This is a genomic window from Bacillus sp. CIS52 (assembly GCF_053545315.1).
In genome coordinates this window covers 1,063,762-1,082,074 of record NZ_JBIUFR010000001.1, presented here as the reverse complement: position 1 = coordinate 1,082,074, position 18,313 = coordinate 1,063,762, and the positions used below count along the sequence as shown (strand labels likewise).

19 protein-coding genes are annotated in these 18,313 nt (G+C 45.3%); 4 read left to right on the top strand and 15 right to left on the bottom strand.

The window, feature by feature from the left end:
• Positions 1 to 1,242 precede the first annotated feature (1,242 nt).
• On the top strand, positions 1,243 to 3,312 hold the full coding sequence (locus ACH32G_RS05085; protein WP_448814280.1) for a thioredoxin domain-containing protein: 2,070 nt from the start codon (positions 1,243 to 1,245) through the stop codon (positions 3,310 to 3,312).
• Here the strand turns inward: ACH32G_RS05085 and ACH32G_RS05080 are convergent.
• Positions 3,309 to 4,205, bottom strand: a complete 897-nt coding sequence (locus ACH32G_RS05080; protein ID WP_448814056.1) for a CPBP family intramembrane glutamic endopeptidase — start codon at positions 4,203 to 4,205, stop codon at positions 3,309 to 3,311. The two genes, ACH32G_RS05085 and ACH32G_RS05080, sit on opposite strands and share 4 nt — an antisense overlap.
• 216 nt (positions 4,206 to 4,421) lie before the next feature.
• Between ACH32G_RS05080 and ACH32G_RS05075 the strand changes: the two genes are divergently transcribed.
• Complete coding sequence (locus tag ACH32G_RS05075) at positions 4,422 to 5,753, top strand: MFS transporter (protein WP_045925741.1); 1,332 nt, start codon at positions 4,422 to 4,424, stop codon at positions 5,751 to 5,753.
• Between the two features lie 32 nt (positions 5,754 to 5,785).
• Here ACH32G_RS05075 and ACH32G_RS05070 read toward each other — a convergent pair whose 3' ends face one another.
• The 12 genes from ACH32G_RS05070 to ACH32G_RS05015 all read right to left on the bottom strand — a co-directional run bounded on the left by ACH32G_RS05070 (position 5,786) and on the right by ACH32G_RS05015 (position 15,139).
• Complete coding sequence (locus ACH32G_RS05070; protein WP_016937329.1) at positions 5,786 to 6,166, bottom strand: VOC family protein; 381 nt, start codon at positions 6,164 to 6,166, stop codon at positions 5,786 to 5,788.
• Between the two features lie 56 nt (positions 6,167 to 6,222).
• The gene (locus ACH32G_RS05065; RefSeq protein ID WP_188154214.1) at positions 6,223 to 7,161 is read right to left on the bottom strand and encodes a LacI family DNA-binding transcriptional regulator; all 939 of its coding nucleotides are present in this window, start codon (positions 7,159 to 7,161) and stop codon (positions 6,223 to 6,225) included.
• Between the two features lie 62 nt (positions 7,162 to 7,223).
• On the bottom strand, positions 7,224 to 7,982 hold the full coding sequence (gene xth, locus ACH32G_RS05060) for an exodeoxyribonuclease III (protein ID WP_016937327.1): 759 nt from the start codon (positions 7,980 to 7,982) through the stop codon (positions 7,224 to 7,226).
• 46 nt (positions 7,983 to 8,028) lie between these two features.
• Complete coding sequence (locus tag ACH32G_RS05055; RefSeq protein ID WP_188154213.1) at positions 8,029 to 8,556, bottom strand: methylated-DNA--[protein]-cysteine S-methyltransferase; 528 nt, start codon at positions 8,554 to 8,556, stop codon at positions 8,029 to 8,031.
• On the bottom strand, positions 8,553 to 9,134 hold the full coding sequence (locus ACH32G_RS05050) for a bifunctional transcriptional activator/DNA repair enzyme AdaA (protein ID WP_188154212.1): 582 nt from the start codon (positions 9,132 to 9,134) through the stop codon (positions 8,553 to 8,555). The genes ACH32G_RS05055 and ACH32G_RS05050 overlap by 4 nt, the downstream gene beginning before the upstream one ends.
• Positions 9,135 to 9,324: 190 nt before the next feature.
• Entirely contained in the window at positions 9,325 to 9,564 is a 240-nt protein-coding gene (gene rpsR / locus ACH32G_RS05045; protein ID WP_004392983.1) for a 30S ribosomal protein S18, read from the bottom strand.
• A 43-nt stretch (positions 9,565 to 9,607) separates the two neighbouring features.
• Positions 9,608 to 10,126, bottom strand: coding sequence for a single-stranded DNA-binding protein SsbA (gene ssbA / locus ACH32G_RS05040; RefSeq protein ID WP_047477329.1), 519 nt, complete (start codon positions 10,124 to 10,126; stop codon positions 9,608 to 9,610).
• Positions 10,127 to 10,165: 39 nt separating this feature from the next.
• Entirely contained in the window at positions 10,166 to 10,453 is a 288-nt protein-coding gene (rpsF, locus tag ACH32G_RS05035) for a 30S ribosomal protein S6 (RefSeq protein WP_004392977.1), read from the bottom strand.
• Between the two features lie 111 nt (positions 10,454 to 10,564).
• Complete coding sequence (gene ychF, locus ACH32G_RS05030; protein WP_045925735.1) at positions 10,565 to 11,665, bottom strand: redox-regulated ATPase YchF; 1,101 nt, start codon at positions 11,663 to 11,665, stop codon at positions 10,565 to 10,567.
• 127 nt (positions 11,666 to 11,792) lie between these two features.
• Positions 11,793 to 13,796 (bottom strand): molybdopterin-dependent oxidoreductase, encoded by a 2,004-nt coding sequence (locus ACH32G_RS05025; protein WP_448814055.1) that lies wholly within the window; start codon positions 13,794 to 13,796, stop codon positions 11,793 to 11,795.
• 46 nt (positions 13,797 to 13,842) lie between these two features.
• Entirely contained in the window at positions 13,843 to 14,049 is a 207-nt protein-coding gene (locus ACH32G_RS05020) for a DUF951 domain-containing protein (RefSeq protein ID WP_004392973.1), read from the bottom strand.
• An 85-nt stretch (positions 14,050 to 14,134) separates the two neighbouring features.
• Positions 14,135 to 15,139 carry a YkvI family membrane protein gene (locus ACH32G_RS05015; RefSeq protein WP_448814054.1) on the bottom strand — a complete coding sequence of 335 codons (1,005 nt, stop codon included), beginning with the start codon at positions 15,137 to 15,139 and terminating at the stop codon, positions 14,135 to 14,137.
• A gap of 163 nt (positions 15,140 to 15,302) precedes the next feature.
• On the opposite strand from ACH32G_RS05015, the gene ACH32G_RS05010 reads away from it, so the two are divergent.
• The gene (locus tag ACH32G_RS05010; protein ID WP_045925733.1) at positions 15,303 to 15,806 is read left to right on the top strand and encodes a GNAT family N-acetyltransferase; all 504 of its coding nucleotides are present in this window, start codon (positions 15,303 to 15,305) and stop codon (positions 15,804 to 15,806) included.
• A gap of 156 nt (positions 15,807 to 15,962) precedes the next feature.
• Positions 15,963 to 16,577: a spore protease YyaC gene (yyaC, locus tag ACH32G_RS05005; RefSeq protein WP_045925732.1), complete on the top strand. Its 615-nt coding sequence runs from the start codon at positions 15,963 to 15,965 to the stop codon at positions 16,575 to 16,577.
• 29 nt (positions 16,578 to 16,606) lie between these two features.
• Here yyaC and ACH32G_RS05000 read toward each other — a convergent pair whose 3' ends face one another.
• A complete protein-coding gene (locus ACH32G_RS05000) occupies positions 16,607 to 17,458 on the bottom strand; it encodes a ParB/RepB/Spo0J family partition protein (RefSeq protein ID WP_016937319.1) in 852 nt (283 codons plus the stop codon).
• Positions 17,451 to 18,212, bottom strand: coding sequence for a sporulation initiation inhibitor protein Soj (gene soj / locus ACH32G_RS04995; RefSeq protein WP_007409899.1), 762 nt, complete (start codon positions 18,210 to 18,212; stop codon positions 17,451 to 17,453). The genes ACH32G_RS05000 and soj overlap by 8 nt, the downstream gene beginning before the upstream one ends.
• Between the last annotated feature and the right edge of the window lie 101 nt (positions 18,213 to 18,313).

Sequence of the window (18,313 nt, the reverse complement as noted above, 5' to 3'; positions counted from 1 at the left end):
TTGTAATCGGTTTCTGTTAATGAATAAATATTGCTGGGCGACTTGACCAGTTATAGGATTAACCGCTAAGTGACTGAGAAGAATGCCCTGATAAGCCGACAAGTTTGTGTTTTGAACACTTGTGGTTACATTGATGGTGTTGTTCGTTATACTTGTGACGCCACCTACCAATCTTCCGTTATGAACACAATAGCCATTCCTGCATGAAGCTCCGCTGCTCGCTCGGTATGACACTCCTACGCATGTTCCACGTACGATAACAACCAAACATACCACTTCCTCTCATTTGATCTGCTTACTAACTATGAATATCAGGATCTGTTTGAATAAATAATTATTTTCTCACACGCCCAATTTTTTTACTTTTTCCATTCGTTACTGTTAAAAACCATCAAGTGGTTTCCCGAGGTTCCAAACCGAAAGAACTGGATCAATTCACTCCTCTTCCTCAATGACAAAAAAAGGAAAACAGCATTGGAATGCCAAGTTTGCTCAATCTGTAAAAACGGCGAACCTAGCCATTCTCTCATTACCGTAACTAGAGTTGGCAACACGCATAACATTGTTAATACAGTTTCAGGATATAGTTCAGTTTTTTGCAATATTCTCCGAAACAGCAACTCATTTCTTGACTCAAGCGGCTGCTTTGAATTCTTGCACTGAATTAAGTGTATGGACGGGCTATTTCATCTATTTTATATCTCGCTTCTTATGCAACTCTTAGATTAATCCCTCGTACCAACTTGACAAAAAATACACCTCCAGTTTTTTTATAGAATATGAAAAAACGATCTTAACGAATTGGACTTATGTTTCTTTTACTAAAAATGTGCTATTCAATATTATTGTTTTTTGACAGATTTTAAGCACAAAAAAATGAGCAGACATAAAGTCTACTCTTCCAACTTTGTTTCTTTTCCTTTAACCAAGTCGGCCGCCGTCACCAAAGGTTTATTAAATCAATTCAATACATATAATCTCCTTCAGTTAAATCATATATCACAAAAGCTCAAAGCTAACAAAAGAACAGAATTAGTAATTTGTTTATTTGCAACGTAACTTAACATAACCACTCTTTCCGGAACACACCACAAAAAAACTGTCGCAGACCAGTGGGGACTAACCCATAATATGGGATAAATGAAAAACACCTTCACGTTTGAAAGGGGAAATATTTAAAGTATTTAATTTTATACTTGTGGTACAGTAAGAATGAAAAACAAATTGAAAGCGGATGATCCCATGCCAAATAAAAGCAAACCCAACAGTTTAATCACAGAGAAGTCTCCATATCTCCTCCAACACGCCCACAACCCCGTAAACTGGCACCCTTGGGGAGAAGAAGCCTTCGAAAAAGCGAAACGCGAAAACAAGCCGGTTCTTGTCAGCATCGGCTATTCGACTTGTCACTGGTGTCACGTAATGGCTCACGAGTCCTTTGAGGACGAAGAGATCGCCGGTATTCTAAATGATAAATTTATAGCCATCAAGGTTGATCGTGAGGAGCGGCCTGATGTGGATTCCGTGTATATGAGAATCTGCCAGCTGATGACGGGGCAGGGCGGGTGGCCGCTGAATGTGTTCATCACACCTGATCAGAAGCCGTTTTATGCGGGGACGTATTTTCCGAAGACGAGCAAATTTAACCGCCCTGGCTTTATCGATGTGCTTGAACATCTGTCCGAAACGTTTGCAAACGATCGGCAGCATGTCGAGGATATTGCCGAAAACGCCGCCGCTCATCTTGAAGTCAAGGTTCACCCGGCTGAGGGCATACTTGGCGAACAGGCGGTTCATGACACGTATCGCCAGCTGGCCGGCGGGTTTGACACGGTGTACGGCGGGTTCGGCCAGGCTCCGAAGTTTCCGATGCCGCATATGCTCATGTTTCTGCTTCGCTACTACAGCTATACGGGTAAGGAACAGGCATTGGCAGGCGTAACCAAGACACTCGACGGCATGGCGAACGGCGGTATTTTTGACCACATCGGGTTCGGCTTTGCCCGCTACTCGACTGATAATGAATGGCTCGTGCCGCACTTTGAGAAAATGCTGTATGACAACGCCCTTCTCCTGACCGCATATACCGAAGCCTATCAAGTCACGGGCAATGAGCGCTACAAACAGGTTGCGATGCAGATCGTGACATTTATTCAGCGGGAAATGATGCATGAAGACGGCAGCTTTTTCTCAGCCTTAGACGCTGATACCGAAGGCCGTGAGGGGAAATATTACATATGGTCAAAAAAAGAAATCATGGATCTTCTCGGTGATGAACTCGGCTCGCTTTATTGCAAAGTATATAACATCACAGATCAAGGCAATTTCGAAGGAGAAAACATCCCGAACCTTATTTTCACGCGGCGTGAGGCCATCCTCGAAGAGACCGGCCTCACCGGACATGAGCTGACCGAACGTCTTGAAGGCGCAAGAAAAAAATTGCTGGAGGCGCGGGAAAACAGAAGCTATCCGCACACAGATGACAAAGTGCTGACCTCATGGAACGCGCTCATGATTGCCGGGCTGGCAAAAGCCGCAAAGGTATTTCACGAGCCGGACTTTCTCAGCATGGCTGAAACAGCGATCCGCTTTCTCGAACGTCACCTCATGCCGGACGGGCGCGTCATGGTCCGCTACCGTGAGGGCGAAGTGAAAAACAAAGGATTTATCGATGATTACGCTTTTCTCATTTGGGCTTACCTTGACCTGTATGAAGCGGATTTTGATGCGTCTTATCTGCAAAAAGCGAAAACGTTATGTACAAGCATGCTGGATCTGTTCTGGGATGAAGGACACGGAGGTTTCTTCTTTACGGGGAATGACGCCGAGACTCTTCTTGTCAGGGAAAAAGAAGTTTATGACGGAGCCGTGCCTTCCGGAAACAGCGCGGCTGCCGTCCAGCTGCTTCGCCTCGGCCGCCTGACGGGTGATGTATCACTGATCGAAAAAGCTGAAGCCATGTTTTCTGTTTTCAAACGGGAAATAGAGGCCTACCCGAGCAGCAACGCTTTCTTCATGCAAAGCGTACTGGCGTATACAATGCCGCAAAAAGAAATCGTTGTGTTCGGAAGCAAAGATGATCCGGACAGAAAGCGTTTCATTGAGGCGCTTCAGGAACATTTCACTCCCGCTTATACGATTCTCGCCGCGGAACATCCGTCAGAGCTTGCAGGCATTTCTGATTTTGCCGCGGGTTATCAAATGATTGACGGTAAAACGACGGTTTACATTTGTGAAAATTTTACCTGCCGCAGGCCGACGACGGATATTGATGAAGCGATGAACACATTACAAATCAGCAGCAGAGCCTAGGCGGCCTGCTGCTTTTCTTTTTTCACAAAACGGAACGCGAGCCATGCGAAGATGATATTAATCACCAGAGTCGATATGCAATCAAATATTTCATAGCCGCCGGCAGCTGTTGCAAATAGCGACGGAATACCGCTGTACACCGAATGATCCTCTGTGAGAAAGATAAATAAAAACATATTATTGGCAGCGTGACCGCCCAAGGACATCTCCAGACTGCCTGTTTTAATCGTGATAAAGGTCCAGATCATGCCGATGGTGACATATCCGATTCCCGCCCAGAGCGCCCCGTTTTCCATCTCCGGATTTCCGAAATGAAGTGCGCCGAATAATCCGCCGACGATGACAGTCAAAACCACCGCATTTGCTGTCAGTTTTCCAGCGAACTGAAGCAGAAAACCCCGAAAGAGAAATTCCTCCGCAGAGGTTTGAATCGGCACCAAAAAGATGGCTGCCGCTAACAGCAGCAGAAAGCGTGAAGCATGGAATTCCTGAAGCGAGAAGCGATCCGGATGGATTGAAAAATCAATCAGACCCGCCATAAATATCAACAAAAAGTAAGTGCCGAATCCAAAGAAAATCCGCTTCCAGTTCAGCGACTGATTCGGTGTAATGATGGATAAAAACCGCCGTTTCATAATGAAACGAACCGCTATCCAAATGCCCGGGATGGCTATGAAATAGACGATATGCTGTAAATAAATATCCGCCAGCGGGTCACTTAATGCCGCTTCATCCCAATCTATCGTCAATGAAGGATTGAACTCGGACGTGAGAAACATATAAAACACGGTCAATATGCTTCCAAAAAAGAACAAACCCGCAATGACCAACAGAGAAAGGAGATATCTCCACACACTATTTCTTCCTTCTGCGGGCCTTATAAACATATTCATTTTTATGCATCAACTTCCTTTCCTTCAACATTTTACAATATAAACAGAATCAGATATAGAAAATGTTATATATTTTTAAGAAGAAAGCGCTATGCCGTTTCCTTCGGCTCTGGTTATTTGCACTCTGTTTTTGCCATAAAAAGACCTTTATAATGTATTTGTCAGATAAATTTACAGTATTTTCTGATTACATTTTGCCAAGTCAGGGGGTTTTTTATGAAACATCAGACATTCTCAAATGTGGCGAACCGATTAGACCGTCTCCCCATTTCGCGTGTGCACTATCAAGTATTAACCGCTCTCGGAATCATCTATTTTTTCGATCTCGCTGATCTGTTTACGCTCAGCAACGTCGCTCCTGCGCTGATTGAGCATTGGGGCGTGAAGCTGTCCACCATTGCCGACATCACGGCTGCATCCTTCCTGGGCATGTTTTTAGGCGCCTCGCTCGGCGGCAGGCTGTCCGATCGGATCGGCAGGAAAAAAGCGCTGAATTGTTTTGTTCTTATCTTTTCGATCTCATCTTTTCTGAATGCGCTGGCATGGGACATTCCTTCCTTAATGATTTTTAGGTTTTTGACAGGTCTCGGCGTCGCGGCCGCCATGATTGTCACTAACAGCTACTTGGCGGAATTCTTCCCATCCTCCGTTCGGGGAAAATACATCTCCTTTTGCGCCATGATCGGCTTAATCGGCGTTCCCGTGACAAACGTCGTATCCGCTTTTGTCATTCCGTTAGGCTCATGGGGATGGCGGCTCGTTTTTGTATGGGGCGCGGCCGGTCTCATTTATTTCTTTTTTATCCGCCGGCTTGAGGAATCGCCGCGCTGGCACGAAAATCGGGGGGCATATGATCAGGCAGACGCCATTATGAATCGGCTTGAAGCCCGCGTAGAGAAAGAAAAAGGTCCGCTCCCCGCGCCAAAAGAAGCAGCAGAAGTACATACAGTGAAGCACGCCGGCTACTTAGGGCTGTTTCAGGGCAGGAATTTAAAGATCACCATCATCCTGTCTGCAGTATGGATTCTTGAAACCTTTGGCTTTTACGGCTTTGCCTCATGGGTGCCCAGCCTGCTGAAAAGCAACGGCATCACCATGGAAAAAACGCTGTGGTACAATGTGCTTCACTCTGTCGGCGCCCCGCTTGGCGCGTTGCTCGGATCCATGATATCCGAAACGTTCCAAAGGAAATGGATTCTGGCCGCAAGCGCTTTTCTGACTGCCATTGCCGGACTGTTGTACGGCATGACATTTATTCCCGTGATGATTATTGTGTTTGGATTTGTCGTCAACGTCACGGAACGGGTTTTCACCTCAAATTTATACGCATACACATCAGAGCCGTATCCGACGGAATATCGTTCGGCGGGCAGCGGGCTGGCGTACGGGCTCGGCCGTTTTTCCAACATATTCGGTTCCCTGCTCGTCGGATTTATTGCCGTAAAACTCGGATACATCAGTGTCTTCTTGTTCATCGGCGGCTGCTGGCTTCTATGTTCCGTTCTGTTAATCCTCTTCGGCCCGAAAACAAATGCACAGCAAATATAATCAATAAAACAGTGCGGGTTCATCCCGCACTGTTACACTGTGATTTCTATCAAATTGCCTTCCCCATCCTCTATCACGCTCTCATAATATCCGTCACCCGTTACGCGCGGGCCGCTTACAACCTGAAATCCGTCATTTTTAAACGTCTCCGTCAGTTCATTCACCCGCTCCTTGCTGCCTGTAGAAAATGCGAGATGCGCCCATCCGGTCATATTCTGTGACGGAGTTTCATCAATGCCTCCTTTTTTCATAAGTTCCAGCCTGCATCCGGAGTCAAATGACAGAAAGTACGATTTGAAATCCTTTTTCTCATTATGGTAAAGGTCATTGGCCTTTGCCCCGAAGTATTTCTCATAAAATTCTTTCATCCGTTCTAAATCTTTGACCCATATCGCTGCATGTTCAATTCGCATATGTCCGCCTCCCTTTTTTCCTCAATCTAGTTATAAGGCATGAAATCCATTTCAGCTCAAGACTTTTTCCTCTGAAATTGATGCATAATTTGTTTTTTAGCCGTTTCTCCGTGCAAAAACAGCAAAAATGCTTCTTTTCCGACACGTTCTAAATGAAGTTCCAGGGATGGAATATTCAAAACCCGGCTAACGCTTAAATTTCCTTCACCGATGATCTCCGCGTCCCATTTCTGTTCTTTCGCAAATTGGTACAAGCCGGCAGCCACATCATCACTGTGCGCATAGACGGCCGTCGGCGGCTTGCTGAAACCCCAGAGATGCTCACCCGCACGCTTTCCATCGTCCATATCATGGCAACCGACCATAATGCGGGTTTCATCCAGAGAACCGAAAACCGCCTTATATGCATTTACCTTGTCGGCCGTACTCGGGCTTTTTTCCGCTTCCCGCACACATGTAAAAGCAACGTCTTGATGCCCGCGGTTTTTCAAATACATAAAGCTCTCTCTGTAAGCCGCCTGCCTGTCGTTATAAGCGCAGGGAATCTCTTCGTGCTGTGTATATTCACAAGCGACAATGGGGCCGTATTCAAGGTAAGGCACGGCTGTTTCCCATTCATTCGCGCGGGAGGTGACAATCAGCCCGTCAATCTTTTTCATTTTCAGAAGTTCGAAATACGTCATCTCTATAGCGGGGTCATAGTTGGTGGGGAGAAGGGTTGTCACGTAATCATGAGCAAATGCTTCCTTCGTGATACCGTTTACAATTTTGTCAAAGCAGGGATGGTCACTGTACGGCAATATTACGCCGATCGTATTGGTCTTTCCGCGAATCAGATCAATGGCAGTTCGATTAGGAGTATAATCCAGCTCCTTCATTACTTGATTCACAAGACGCCTTTTCTCCTCAGATACATACGGGTGTTGGTTTAACACGCGTGATACGGTGGCCACCGACACATTCGCCAGTTTCGCAATCTCTTTTATATTTGCCATGTGCTCCTCCATTTTCGATAATAAAAAAGCAGCAAGAGTGGATTTCTCTTACTGCTATCTCATCATAAATCCACTGTCATTTCAACAGGGCAATGGTCAGAACCCATGATATCGGCACAAATGGCCGCTTGGCTGATCCGGTGCTTCAGCCTGTCTGAAACAATAACATAATCGAGCCGCCAGCCGATATTTTTCTCGCGTGCATTCGTCCTGTAAGACCACCAGGAATACGCGCCTTCCTGATCGGGATATAAATAGCGGAACGAGTCGGTAAATCCCGCGTTCAGCAGAGCGCTGAACGCTTCCCGCTCCTGATCCGAGAAACCGGCGTTCTTTCGGTTGGCTTTTGGATTTTTCAAGTCTATCTCCCTGTGTGCGACATTCAAATCGCCGCATAAGATCACGGGCTTCTTCCGGTCAAGCTTCTGCAGATAATCCTTAAAATCCGCTTCCCATTGAAGACGGTAATCAATTCGCTCTAATCCGCGTTTGGCATTTGGCGTGTAGCAGTTGACGACGAACACATGCTCAAATTCAAGCGTGATCACCCGTCCTTCTTGATCATGGCTGTCAATTCCCAACCCATAGGACACGTGCAGCGGCTCTTCTTTCGAGAAAACAGCCGTGCCCGAGTAGCCTTTTTTCACCGCATAGTTCCAATAGGCGTGATATCCTTCAGGCTGTAATGATACTTGTCCGTCCTGTACTTTTGTTTCTTGCAGGCATAAAATATCGGCTTTCGTTTCCTGAACGTAAGTATTGATATCTCTTTTTTTCATCACGGCACGCAAGCCGTTTACATTCCAAGAAATCAGTTTCATGTGTTCCCTCCCGCCGGCTCAGCCGGTATTAACATTCAGCATGTGTCTATTTCCATGTTTTATTGTGCCTGCCCTCTAATGCCAACAGCTGTTTTTTCATTTCTAAACCGCCTCTGAATCCGGTCAGTTTTCCGTTTTTCCCGATGACACGATGGCACGGAACCGTAATCAATACCGGATTTTTCCCGATTGCGGCGCCCACGGCTCTTACGGCTGACGGTTTCCGGATCATTTCTGCTATATCCGAATAGGAGTATATCTCGCCGTACGGTATGTCCATAAGCGCTTTCCATACAGCAAGCTGAAATTCCGTCCCATAAAGATCGAGCGGGACGGAAAATACCGATCTGCCATTTTTGATGTACTCGGACAGCTCTGCTGTGTAAGGCGCCAGTTTTTCATCATCACGCACCAATCGGTATTCCGGCATGGCTTTTCCTGCCCACTGCACAAGTTCTTCAAAGTTACCATGATTTGAACCTATGAAGCAAAGCCCCTTAGAAGTAGCGGCTGTATACAGTCGCCAATCATTCCACGTGAAGCGTGTCCAATAGATCATCGTCTCTTTACTCATAATGACCCTCCCTGTCTCGTTCCGGCAGTTTTTCTGTATTCTGTGGGCGAACTTCCGGTTCTCTTTTTGAAAAGGGTCGCAAAATGCGCTGTGTTTGGAAATCCGACAGTCAGAGCGATCTCCATAACCGTCTTATCAGTATGCATTAAAAGATCCCCCGCCTTCGCGAGTCTTTTTTTCTGTATATACTCAATCGGAGATATCCCTCTGATTTTTTTAAATGTCCGCTGTAAATGATAAGGGCTGCCGTGACACATATCTGCCAATATGCTCAGAGTCAGGGGTTCGTGATAATGGCCGTCAATGTACTCAGTGATTTGCGCAACCCATTCTTCATCTGGGAGACGAAGGCCGTTTGGCCGGCACCTTTTACAAGGACGAAAATGTCTCTTTATCGCTGCTTCAGCCGTATCAAACACCAGTACGTTTTCCTTATTCGGAACTCTCGATTTACAAGAAGGGCGGCAGAAAATCCCCGTCGTTTTTACTGCATAATAAAATACCCCGTCATAGGAAACATCATTGTGTATGATTGCGTTCCACTTCTCATCTGTCAGGATATTTCTTTCCGTTTCCATCTCAGTCACCCCCTGTTCTTCAGTATAAACAAATTCATTTTATAAGTACGCATATTTGAATAGGCGAGCAAGATAACAAAGACGGATGTAAGAAGCCCTTCCATGTTTCATGTGAAACATTTCGGCAGGATGGGGACGGAATAATAAAAAAAGAGCAGGAGCCCGCAGGCTCTTGCTCTTTTCTTTCGGCTTACTCGCCAGTTACGTATGGAAGTAAAGCCATTTGACGTGCGCGTTTGATCGCGATAGTCAATTTACGTTGGTATTTCGCATTTGTTCCAGTTACACGGCGAGGTAAGATTTTACCACGCTCAGAAACAAACTTTCTAAGAAGATCTACATCTTTGTAATCGATGTGCGTAATGCCGTTAGAAGTGAAGTAACAAACCTTACGGCGTTTCGCACGACCGCCTCTGCGTCCTCCTGCCATTGTCATTTCCCACCTTTCTTGTTATGAATATAGCGATAATCTATTAGAACGGAAGATCATCATCCGAGATGTCAATCGGCTTGCCGTCGTTGGCAAATGGATCATCATTAAAGCTGTTCCCTTGATTTCGTCTCTGGCTGTTCTGATTTCCGCCGAACGGATTATCATTTTGGCCTCCGCCAAAGTATTGGCCTCCGCCGCTGTTTCCTTCGTTGTATCCGCCTGATCCAGAACCGCCGCTGTTTTTAGGCTCAAGAAATTGAACACTTTCAGCTTGGACTTCTGTCACGAAGACACGCTGTCCCTGCTGATTTTCATAATTTCTTGTCTGGAGTCGGCCGTCTACGCCGGCAAGGCTTCCTTTTTTAAGAAAGTTTGCAACGTTTTCGGCTTGTCTTCTCCAAGTGACACAATTAATGAAATCGGCTTCACGTTCTCCGGACTGGTTCGTGAAAGTACGATTCACAGCAAGAGTAAACGTGGCGACAGCCGCACCGCTTGGCGTATAACGAAGCTCTGGGTCTTTTGTCAGTCTTCCGACTAATACAACTCGGTTAAGCATATGAAAGACCACCTTTTAACATTATATATTTCAAATTGCTTATTCTTCTTCTTTAACAACGATGTGGCGAATGATATCGTCACTGATCTTAGCTAAACGGTCGAATTCAGCAACCGCTGCAGCTTCAGACTGAACGTTTAAGATTTGGTAGAAACCGTCACGGAAATCGTTGATTTCGTAAGCAAGACGACGTTTACCCCAATCTTTTGTTCCAGTGATCTCCGCTCCGTTAGAAGTCAAAACGTTGTTGAAACGCTCGATAACTGCCTTCTTTGACTCTTCGTCAATGTTTGGACGGATAATGTACATAACTTCGTACTTTTTCATCTGTTTGCACCTCCTTTTGGTCTAAGCGGCCCTTAAATGGGCAAGGAGCAATAATTCTATTACTCACAAGTTTATATTATACCAAAGCTCTTGTCCCTTTACAACTGTGTCCTATACATTAAATCGGAAATGAATGACATCTCCGTCTTGGACGATATATTCCTTACCTTCCAGACGCACTTTTCCGGCTTCTTTGGCTCCTGACATTCCGCCGCCTGCCAAGAGGTCTTCATAAGCAACCGTTTCAGCGCGGATAAAGCCGCGTTCAAAGTCAGTATGGATGATACCCGCACACTCAGGAGCTTTCATGCCTTTTCTGAATGTCCAAGCGCGCACTTCCTGTTCGCCCGCCGTAAAGTATGTCGCGAGGCCGAGAAGAGAGTATGACGCTTTAATCAGCTGATCGAGGCCTGACTCTTCAATGCCGAGCTCTTCTAGGAACATTTGCTTTTCTTCGCCTTCCAATTCAGCAATTTCAGACTCGATTTTCGCGCAGACGACGATGACTTCGGCATTTTCACCCGCGGCGTACTCACGGATTTTCGCAACGTATTCATTGTCTGAAGGATCAGCCACTTCATCCTCGCTAACATTCGCCACATAAAGCACGGGTTTTGACGTAAGCAAATGAAGCTGCTTCACAAGCTTTTGCTGTTCTTCCGTAAATTCAACGGAACGTGCAGGCTTTTCTTGTTCGAAAGCTTCTTTTAATTTAGACAGAATGTCAAATTCAAAAACCGCTTCTTTGTCTTTTTGCTTCGCAAGCTTGCTTACCCGTGTGATGCGTTTTTCGACTGTCTCCATGTCGGCAAGAATCAATTCAAGATTGATCGTTTCAATATCATCAATCGGATCGACTTTCCCTGACACGTGCGTAATATTGTCATCAGCGAATGCCCGTACAACGTGACAGATCGCGTCTACCTGACGGATATGAGAAAGAAACTTATTTCCCAGCCCTTCACCTTTAGATGCGCCTTTTACGATCCCCGCGATATCAGTGAATTCAAACGCAGTCGGTACCGTTTTTTTCGGGTTCACCAATTCAGTCAGCTTTTGCAGACGTTCATCAGGCACTTCCACGATTCCCACGTTCGGATCAATTGTACAGAACGGGTAGTTGGCTGATTCGGCACCAGCCTGGGTAATTGCATTAAATAACGTCGATTTTCCCACATTCGGCAAACCGACAATTCCAGCAGTTAAAGCCATTCTTTCATCTCCTCTATATCAAACCATCATCGTATTAAACGTATTGTAAACCTAGAGCAATTATAAGGAGGTTCATAGGAAAAGACAAGCTGAGAAAAAAGCATTTCCCGCCCTCTCTCTCCTTAGATTATCCTTTTTCAACCGCTACCAGACAGTCAAAAAGCGTACTTCCCATTCCATTATCGGAATTTGAATCTTTTGTAAGCATGTTGACCGAGCCTCCGAATGCCGACCACATGCCTTCATCTATATTCACCGTCTTCGGGTGAGCCTGCTTCATGATTTTCACCCTGCCGCGCAGACGTCCGCGGTCATTGTATACCTCTGCCATATCTCCGTCTTGAAGTGAAAGCTCCTCGGCGATATCCGGCGACAGATCCACCTGAATCTGCTGAAGCTTTTCAATAAACGGCACGTGCTGTGAATGATTGGAGCGCTGCGGGTGAATGGACAGCAGCGTATACGGATATTTCCCGGCCAGCCCGGCGTCGTGATAAACGGATTCTTCCGGCACTTCTAATTGAGGGAGGCCGCTGTATCCTTTCTGTTCTGCCAATGACGAGACGAATTCAAACTTTCCGCTCGGGGTTAAAAATTGGAAATCATTCCACGGAACCTGTTTGACCGGAAGCGGCATATGGCCTTTTTCCTTTAATCGCTCAAGGGTGATTCCTTCTTTCTCCAAAGAAGAGAGCCCCATTTTCAAAAAATCTTCCGTACTGTAATCAAACAGCTCTCCGAATCCGAGACGCTTGGCGAGCTCCGTCCAGATCCAGCGGTCTGATTTCGCCTCTCCCTGCGGTTCCGCAAGCTTTCTGCCATACTGAACATAGTGATGGTACATGCTGGAGTAATAAATATCTTCTTCTTCAAAAACAACGGCCGTCGGCAATACATAGTCACAGAGCTTCGCCGTATCGGTCATGACCGAATCAATGGCCACTGTGACCGGTGTTTTTTCAAACGCTTCCTTCACTTTTTTTGTATTCGGCACCTGTGTCAGCGGATTGCCGCACGTCACGATAATCATCTCAATCGGCGGGTCGGCTGCGTTCAGCGCCTCTTCGGCCTGTGTCATCATCGAAAACGTTCTCGTGTTTTTCTTCAGGTCAGGACGGGTGAGTTCGGTCTTTGCAAAGCTTTCACCGACTTGGACATTTCCAAAGTTGGCTCCGCCGCCTTTAATACCGACATTTCCGCTCGCTGCCGCTAGAGCGTCAATCCAGCGTATCGTCCCGCCGCCGTTTTTATATCTCTGCATCCCAAGACCCATAAAAGTAGAAGCGGGACCGTCAGCATATAGATCAGCAAGATATTCAAGCACTTCTAAAGACGTTTCGGTTTTCTCAATGATCTCATCCAAAGAAATCGTGTGCAGCAGCTTTTCTATTTCTTCAAAACCGATCGAATGCTTTTGAATGAAATCGGCATCCGTTCTGCCGGTTTGGCATAATATTTTCAAAACACCCGCCGCAAGCCAGCCATCCATTCCGGGTTTAACGGAGATATACCGGTCGGCAAGCTTTGCAGTCGGGTTAAAAATAGGGTCAATGACCGTCAGTGTCGCTCCTTTTTTCTTCACCTGCTGCAAATGATGATAAAGGTGCATATTCGTCCGTGACACGTTTCTGCCCCATACGATCACATGCTTGCTGTGATAAATATCAAGCGGTCCATGCCCGTAAGAACGGCCGAAATCCCAGCGCTGCGCCTCAATTCCGGACCCCCAGCAAATGCTGCCCGCAATCTCTGTCACACCGCCGTATCCATTGAAAAAACGCTGGTCGAGCGCTTTCAAAAGACCGTTATTGGCATAATCATGACTGTGCAGCACAGCGGCAGTGCCCAGCGTTTCCTTAATCTCCGCCATTTTTTCCGCAATTTCATCTAACGCCTGTTCCCAGGAAATGCGGACAAATTCGCCGTCTTTCTTTTTTAAAGGAAAACGAAGCCGCTCCGGTGCATTCGTTTTCGTCTCCAGCATTCTGCCCCGGCCGCAAATTTTTCCTTCTGTGATGGGGTGACTCGGGTCTCCGTCTACTTTCGTCACTTTTCCATCCTCAACTGCCACCAAAAAGCCGCAGCTGTCCCAGCAATTCAGCGGACACGCTGACTGATGCACTTTGCTCATCTTGCCTCTTCCTCTCCTCTATATGAAAAAGCATGAGCGTCAGCCTTTATGATGTAGGCTCCTCATGCTTGACGAGTACTTTTTTCAGCTTTCTCTCAAAATCTCTTCTCGGAATCATGACACTGTGGGAACAACCCGTGCATTTGATCCGAATATCCATTCCCATCCGAATGATTTTCCACCTGTTTTCACCGCAAGGGTGCGGCTTCTTCATTTCAACAATATCATTCAGGCCAAAGTCTTTATCCGCCAAGACCCTTCACCTCTCTCCATAGACTGCTTTATTCATTGTACAAAAAAAGTCAGGATAAGAGCAACGGCCTCACTCAAAATGAGCATTATACTTTTTTCCATCTCCCTAATACAGGGTAAAGAAGAAGACATACCAGCAAATAAAGACTTAAAAGCCCGTAAATGGGATACAAAATGGCGATTAAATCTGAAAAACCGATTGTCGTAAAAGGCACCATCACAGCTAAAAGAAGAAGAACAAGCGTCCATCTCGGCAATTTCACAAAAACAAGCATGCGGCTGGACAGCCCGAACAGACCAGTCACGGTTGTGGTATAAATGGCTAAAAAAAGCACGGCTGTCATACAAAGAAACAACGGGTAAGGAGCACCTTCAAGTACGGCAAAGAGAGGAATCTCATAATGTGTGAGACTGCCTGAGAGCTGTACAAGCGTTTCATTGTAGACAAATGAAATCACACCGAAAATCAGCCCGCTGATAACACTGGCGATTTTCGCTTCCCCAAGTCCTTTCATATCCTTCCCGACAGAAGAAAGAACCGCCACAACAGAAAGGATGTTTAATGACGTAAAGGTAATGCTTGCCGGCCAATTATATTGACGGGTTAAATCTATCGTCCACGTATAGTGATGGGTTGTCTGAAAAAAGATCAATGCATATAACAGCCCCGCTACAAGAATCGGTATCAAAATGCTATTCAGAGATAATATTCCTTTTATATCCCAAAAGAATAAACAGATGGTCACAATGCAAAGAAGAAAAATACCGATCCAAAACGGCAGCTTGTACATTTGCAGCGTCACACCGCCGCCGGCAATCATGACCGTCGTCGTTGAAAATAAATAAAACATGATAAGAATATCATAGATTTTGGCAAGAGCCGGCCCCATCAAATGCTCAAGCACAGGTAAAAAGTGCGTTGATTGGACCTGATAGCTGATCTTCAGCACAATATAAGCCGAAATGGTGAACATGACTGTAAACAATACAATGGCCAGTCCGCTTTCAACACCGAAAAACTGCCATATTTCCTGCCCGCTTGCATACCCGGCTCCAATCTGGCTGCTTAGTATGAGCAGCATCCACCTCATTCCGGCTCTCCACAACCTTATCACCTCATAAAATTTCTGATAATCTCCGCATATTGCTACTATATTGAGCGACAGCGGCAATCATTCATACAAACGGGACAAATATGGTACGATGAAGATGATTGACTACTCAGAAAATTCATTCATGTAAGGAGCTCAAATCATGTATATCAGGCGTTTAACCGCAAGTGACACCCAGCTTTACTCCAGCATCAGGCTCAAAGCATTAAAAGATCACCCGGACGCATTTGCGGTCAGCTATGATGAGGAGAAAGAATGGCCGCCCGAAAAATTCAAAGCCAGGCTTGAAGCCGACAATGCTATAGTGCTTGGCGCCATTGAGAAAGGCAGTCTTATAGGCATCATTAAAATATCCAATCATCCGCTTTATAAACTAAGACACATTGCGGTTATCGGTTCTATGTATGTTTCTCCTAAACATCGAGGATCAGGCGCAGGAAAAGCCTTAATGACTGAAGCCATCAGCCAAGCAAAAAAGATGAAAGATACGGAACAGCTCCACCTCTCGGTTACTTCAACCAATGAACCTGCAAAAAAACTCTACGCTCAGTTAGGTTTTATCCTCTTCTCTACAGAAAAAAGAGCGCTGAAATTAGATCACCAACAATATGTCGATGTAGATCATATGGTCTTATACCTTTCATGAACTTGAAGAACAACAGCTTCAGGTTCATTTTTTTACCCGGCAGATTGATTATGACATAAGCATAAAAAAAGACAGTGCTGGATATACTGTAAACAACCATACATCACCACAAACATCAGTGTAATACTCGTATGACATGACAAGGAAGTGAACCCTATGAATCGAAAAGGCGGGCTTTTTTCTCAGGAACGGGCAAAACAATATGTGTCCCATACGGATTCCTCTGCCGCGAATCAAATACAAGCGATCCTTGCTTCATCTTTACGTAAAGCAGGCGGCAGGCCGTTAGTCACCGTGTGTATCGGTACAGATCGATCAACCGGAGATTCATTAGGTCCGCTTGTGGGAACAAAGTTAGAAAACATGAAGTTAGACAGATTACACGTTTACGGAACACTGTCAGACCCCGTTCACGCCGTAAATATGAAAGACAAACTGAAACATATTCAACATATACATAAAAATCCGTTTATTATAGCGGTTGACGCTTGTTTAGGCCGTGTTAAAAGCGTAGGATCATTTCAAATCGGCGATGGACCGCTGAAGCCCGGAGCCGGTGTTCAAAAAGACCTTCCTGAGATCGGTGACGTTCATATTAATGGAATCGTCAATGTCAGCGGGTTTATGGAGTATTTTGTCCTGCAGAATACGAGGCTTCATCTTGTGATGAGCATGGCGAATGTTTTGGCAGAGGGATTACAGCTGACGGATAAATCAGAAGGACGGCAGGAACGGCTCAGCCCGTTTCATAAGCTGACAAGACGTATATAAAAAAACCATCTTTTATAAAAAGATGGTTTTTATGCTTCTCTTTCTGACAACAGTTCGAGGATACGTTCAAGGTCTTCATTTGAGAAAAACTCAATCTCAATTTTCCCTTTTTTCTTTTGTCTCTTAATATTGACTGTTGTTCCGAAGTAATTTTGCAAATATGATTCCCGCTCTTTTAACACCACGTCTTGTACAGGTTCTTTTTTCTTTGTTTCACGTGGAACATTATTGTTTAACTGCTGAATGAGCTGTTCAAGCTGACGGACGTTCAGCTGTTCTTCAACCACTTTCTTCACCAGCGGTTCAAGCTTGTTTTTATTTTTCAAACCGAGCAAGGTTCTGCCGTGCCCCATGGATAACGTACCTTCTGCAATAAGGTTTTGGATGCTTTCAGGCAGTGTCAGCAGTCTCAAATGGTTGGCAATATGAGGTCTGCTTTTCCCGAGCCGTTTAGCAAGCTGTTCCTGGGTAATATCCAAATGTTTCAGCAGTGAATCATATGCCAGAGCTTCTTCAAGCGGTGATAAATCTTCACGCTGAAGGTTCTCCAAAAGAGCGATTTCCCGCATCAGCGATTCAGATAACTCCCGCACGATAGCCGGCACTGTTTCTTTCCCGGCAAGCTTTGCAGCGCGATAACGGCGTTCCCCGGCTACAATATCGTAGCCTTTAAGTGATTTTCTCACGATAATGGGCTGAAGAATGCCATGCTGAATGATGGATTCCTTCAGTTCAGCTAATGACTCATCATCAAATTGTTTTCTTGGCTGATAAGGATTGGGACGCAAATCACTGATTTTAATCTCTTCTACTGTCTCTTCAGACAAATCAACTTGATTAAACAACGCATTAATCCCTTTTCCGAGCCCGCCTTTAGCCATTCGCTGCCACTTCCTTTGCTAAATCTAAATATACTTCCGCACCTCTCGAACGCGGATCGTATAATATGATCGGCTTGCCGTGACTCGGCGCCTCACTTAAACGGACATTACGAGGAATAATGGTTTGATACACCTTATCTCTAAAGTATTTCTTCACCTCTTCTATCACTTGAATGCCGAGATTCGTTCTGGCATCAAGCATCGTCAGAAGCACTCCTTCTATCATTAAGTCTGTATTTAAATGTTTTTGCACAAGCCGAACTGTATTTAATAATTGACTCAATCCTTCAAGAGCGTAGTATTCGCACTGAACCGGGATAACAACTGAATCTGATGCGGTAAGCGCATTAATCGTTAATAACCCGAGAGACGGAGGACAATCAATAATCATATAATCGTAATTTTGTTTCACTGATTCTAATGCTCTTTTCAGCCTTACCTCCCGTGAGATCGTCGGAACCAATTCGATTTCCGCTCCCGCAAGCTGGATTGTGGCTGGAATGACATCTAAGTTCTCTACTGAAGTCGGTTTAATAATATCTGTTACATCTGCGTCATCTACTAAAATGTCGTACACACAATGATCCACATCGGCTTTTTCAATCCCTAATCCGCTCGTTGCGTTGCCCTGCGGATCAATATCAACAAGAAGAACCCTTTTACCTATGTAAGCTAAGCAAGCCCCCAGATTAACAGAAGTCGTTGTTTTCCCGACTCCGCCTTTTTGGTTCGTAATTGCTATGATTTTTCCCACGATGTCACCTACCTTCACATGAACATGTACTGTCTTGTTTCTATCTTATCAAAAAAAGAGTAAAGCGTTTTATTTTTTTCATAATTTGTTTATCAGCAAGT

Bases quoted from the DNA above. Each gene is read 5' to 3' on its own strand.
- ACH32G_RS05085 (WP_448814280.1), top strand. From the start codon at position 1,243: ATGCCAAATAAAAGCAAACCCAACAGTTTAATCACAGAGAAGTCTCCA.
- ACH32G_RS05080 (WP_448814056.1), bottom strand. From the start codon at position 4,205: ATGAATATGTTTATAAGGCCCGCAGAAGGAAGAAATAGTGTGTGGAGA.
- ACH32G_RS05075 (WP_045925741.1), top strand. From the start codon at position 4,422: ATGAAACATCAGACATTCTCAAATGTGGCGAACCGATTAGACCGTCTC.
- ACH32G_RS05070 (WP_016937329.1), bottom strand. From the start codon at position 6,166: ATGCGAATTGAACATGCAGCGATATGGGTCAAAGATTTAGAACGGATG.
- ACH32G_RS05065 (WP_188154214.1), bottom strand. From the start codon at position 7,161: ATGGCAAATATAAAAGAGATTGCGAAACTGGCGAATGTGTCGGTGGCC.
- xth (WP_016937327.1), bottom strand. From the start codon at position 7,982: ATGAAACTGATTTCTTGGAATGTAAACGGCTTGCGTGCCGTGATGAAA.
- ACH32G_RS05055 (WP_188154213.1), bottom strand. From the start codon at position 8,556: ATGAGTAAAGAGACGATGATCTATTGGACACGCTTCACGTGGAATGAT.
- ACH32G_RS05050 (WP_188154212.1), bottom strand. From the start codon at position 9,134: ATGGAAACGGAAAGAAATATCCTGACAGATGAGAAGTGGAACGCAATC.
- rpsR (WP_004392983.1), bottom strand. From the start codon at position 9,564: ATGGCAGGAGGACGCAGAGGCGGTCGTGCGAAACGCCGTAAGGTTTGT.
- ssbA (WP_047477329.1), bottom strand. From the start codon at position 10,126: ATGCTTAACCGAGTTGTATTAGTCGGAAGACTGACAAAAGACCCAGAG.
- rpsF (WP_004392977.1), bottom strand. From the start codon at position 10,453: ATGAAAAAGTACGAAGTTATGTACATTATCCGTCCAAACATTGACGAA.
- ychF (WP_045925735.1), bottom strand. From the start codon at position 11,665: ATGGCTTTAACTGCTGGAATTGTCGGTTTGCCGAATGTGGGAAAATCG.
- ACH32G_RS05025 (WP_448814055.1), bottom strand. From the start codon at position 13,796: ATGAGCAAAGTGCATCAGTCAGCGTGTCCGCTGAATTGCTGGGACAGC.
- ACH32G_RS05015 (WP_448814054.1), bottom strand. From the start codon at position 15,139: ATGAGGTGGATGCTGCTCATACTAAGCAGCCAGATTGGAGCCGGGTAT.
- ACH32G_RS05010 (WP_045925733.1), top strand. From the start codon at position 15,303: ATGTATATCAGGCGTTTAACCGCAAGTGACACCCAGCTTTACTCCAGC.
- yyaC (WP_045925732.1), top strand. From the start codon at position 15,963: ATGAATCGAAAAGGCGGGCTTTTTTCTCAGGAACGGGCAAAACAATAT.
- ACH32G_RS05000 (WP_016937319.1), bottom strand. From the start codon at position 17,458: ATGGCTAAAGGCGGGCTCGGAAAAGGGATTAATGCGTTGTTTAATCAA.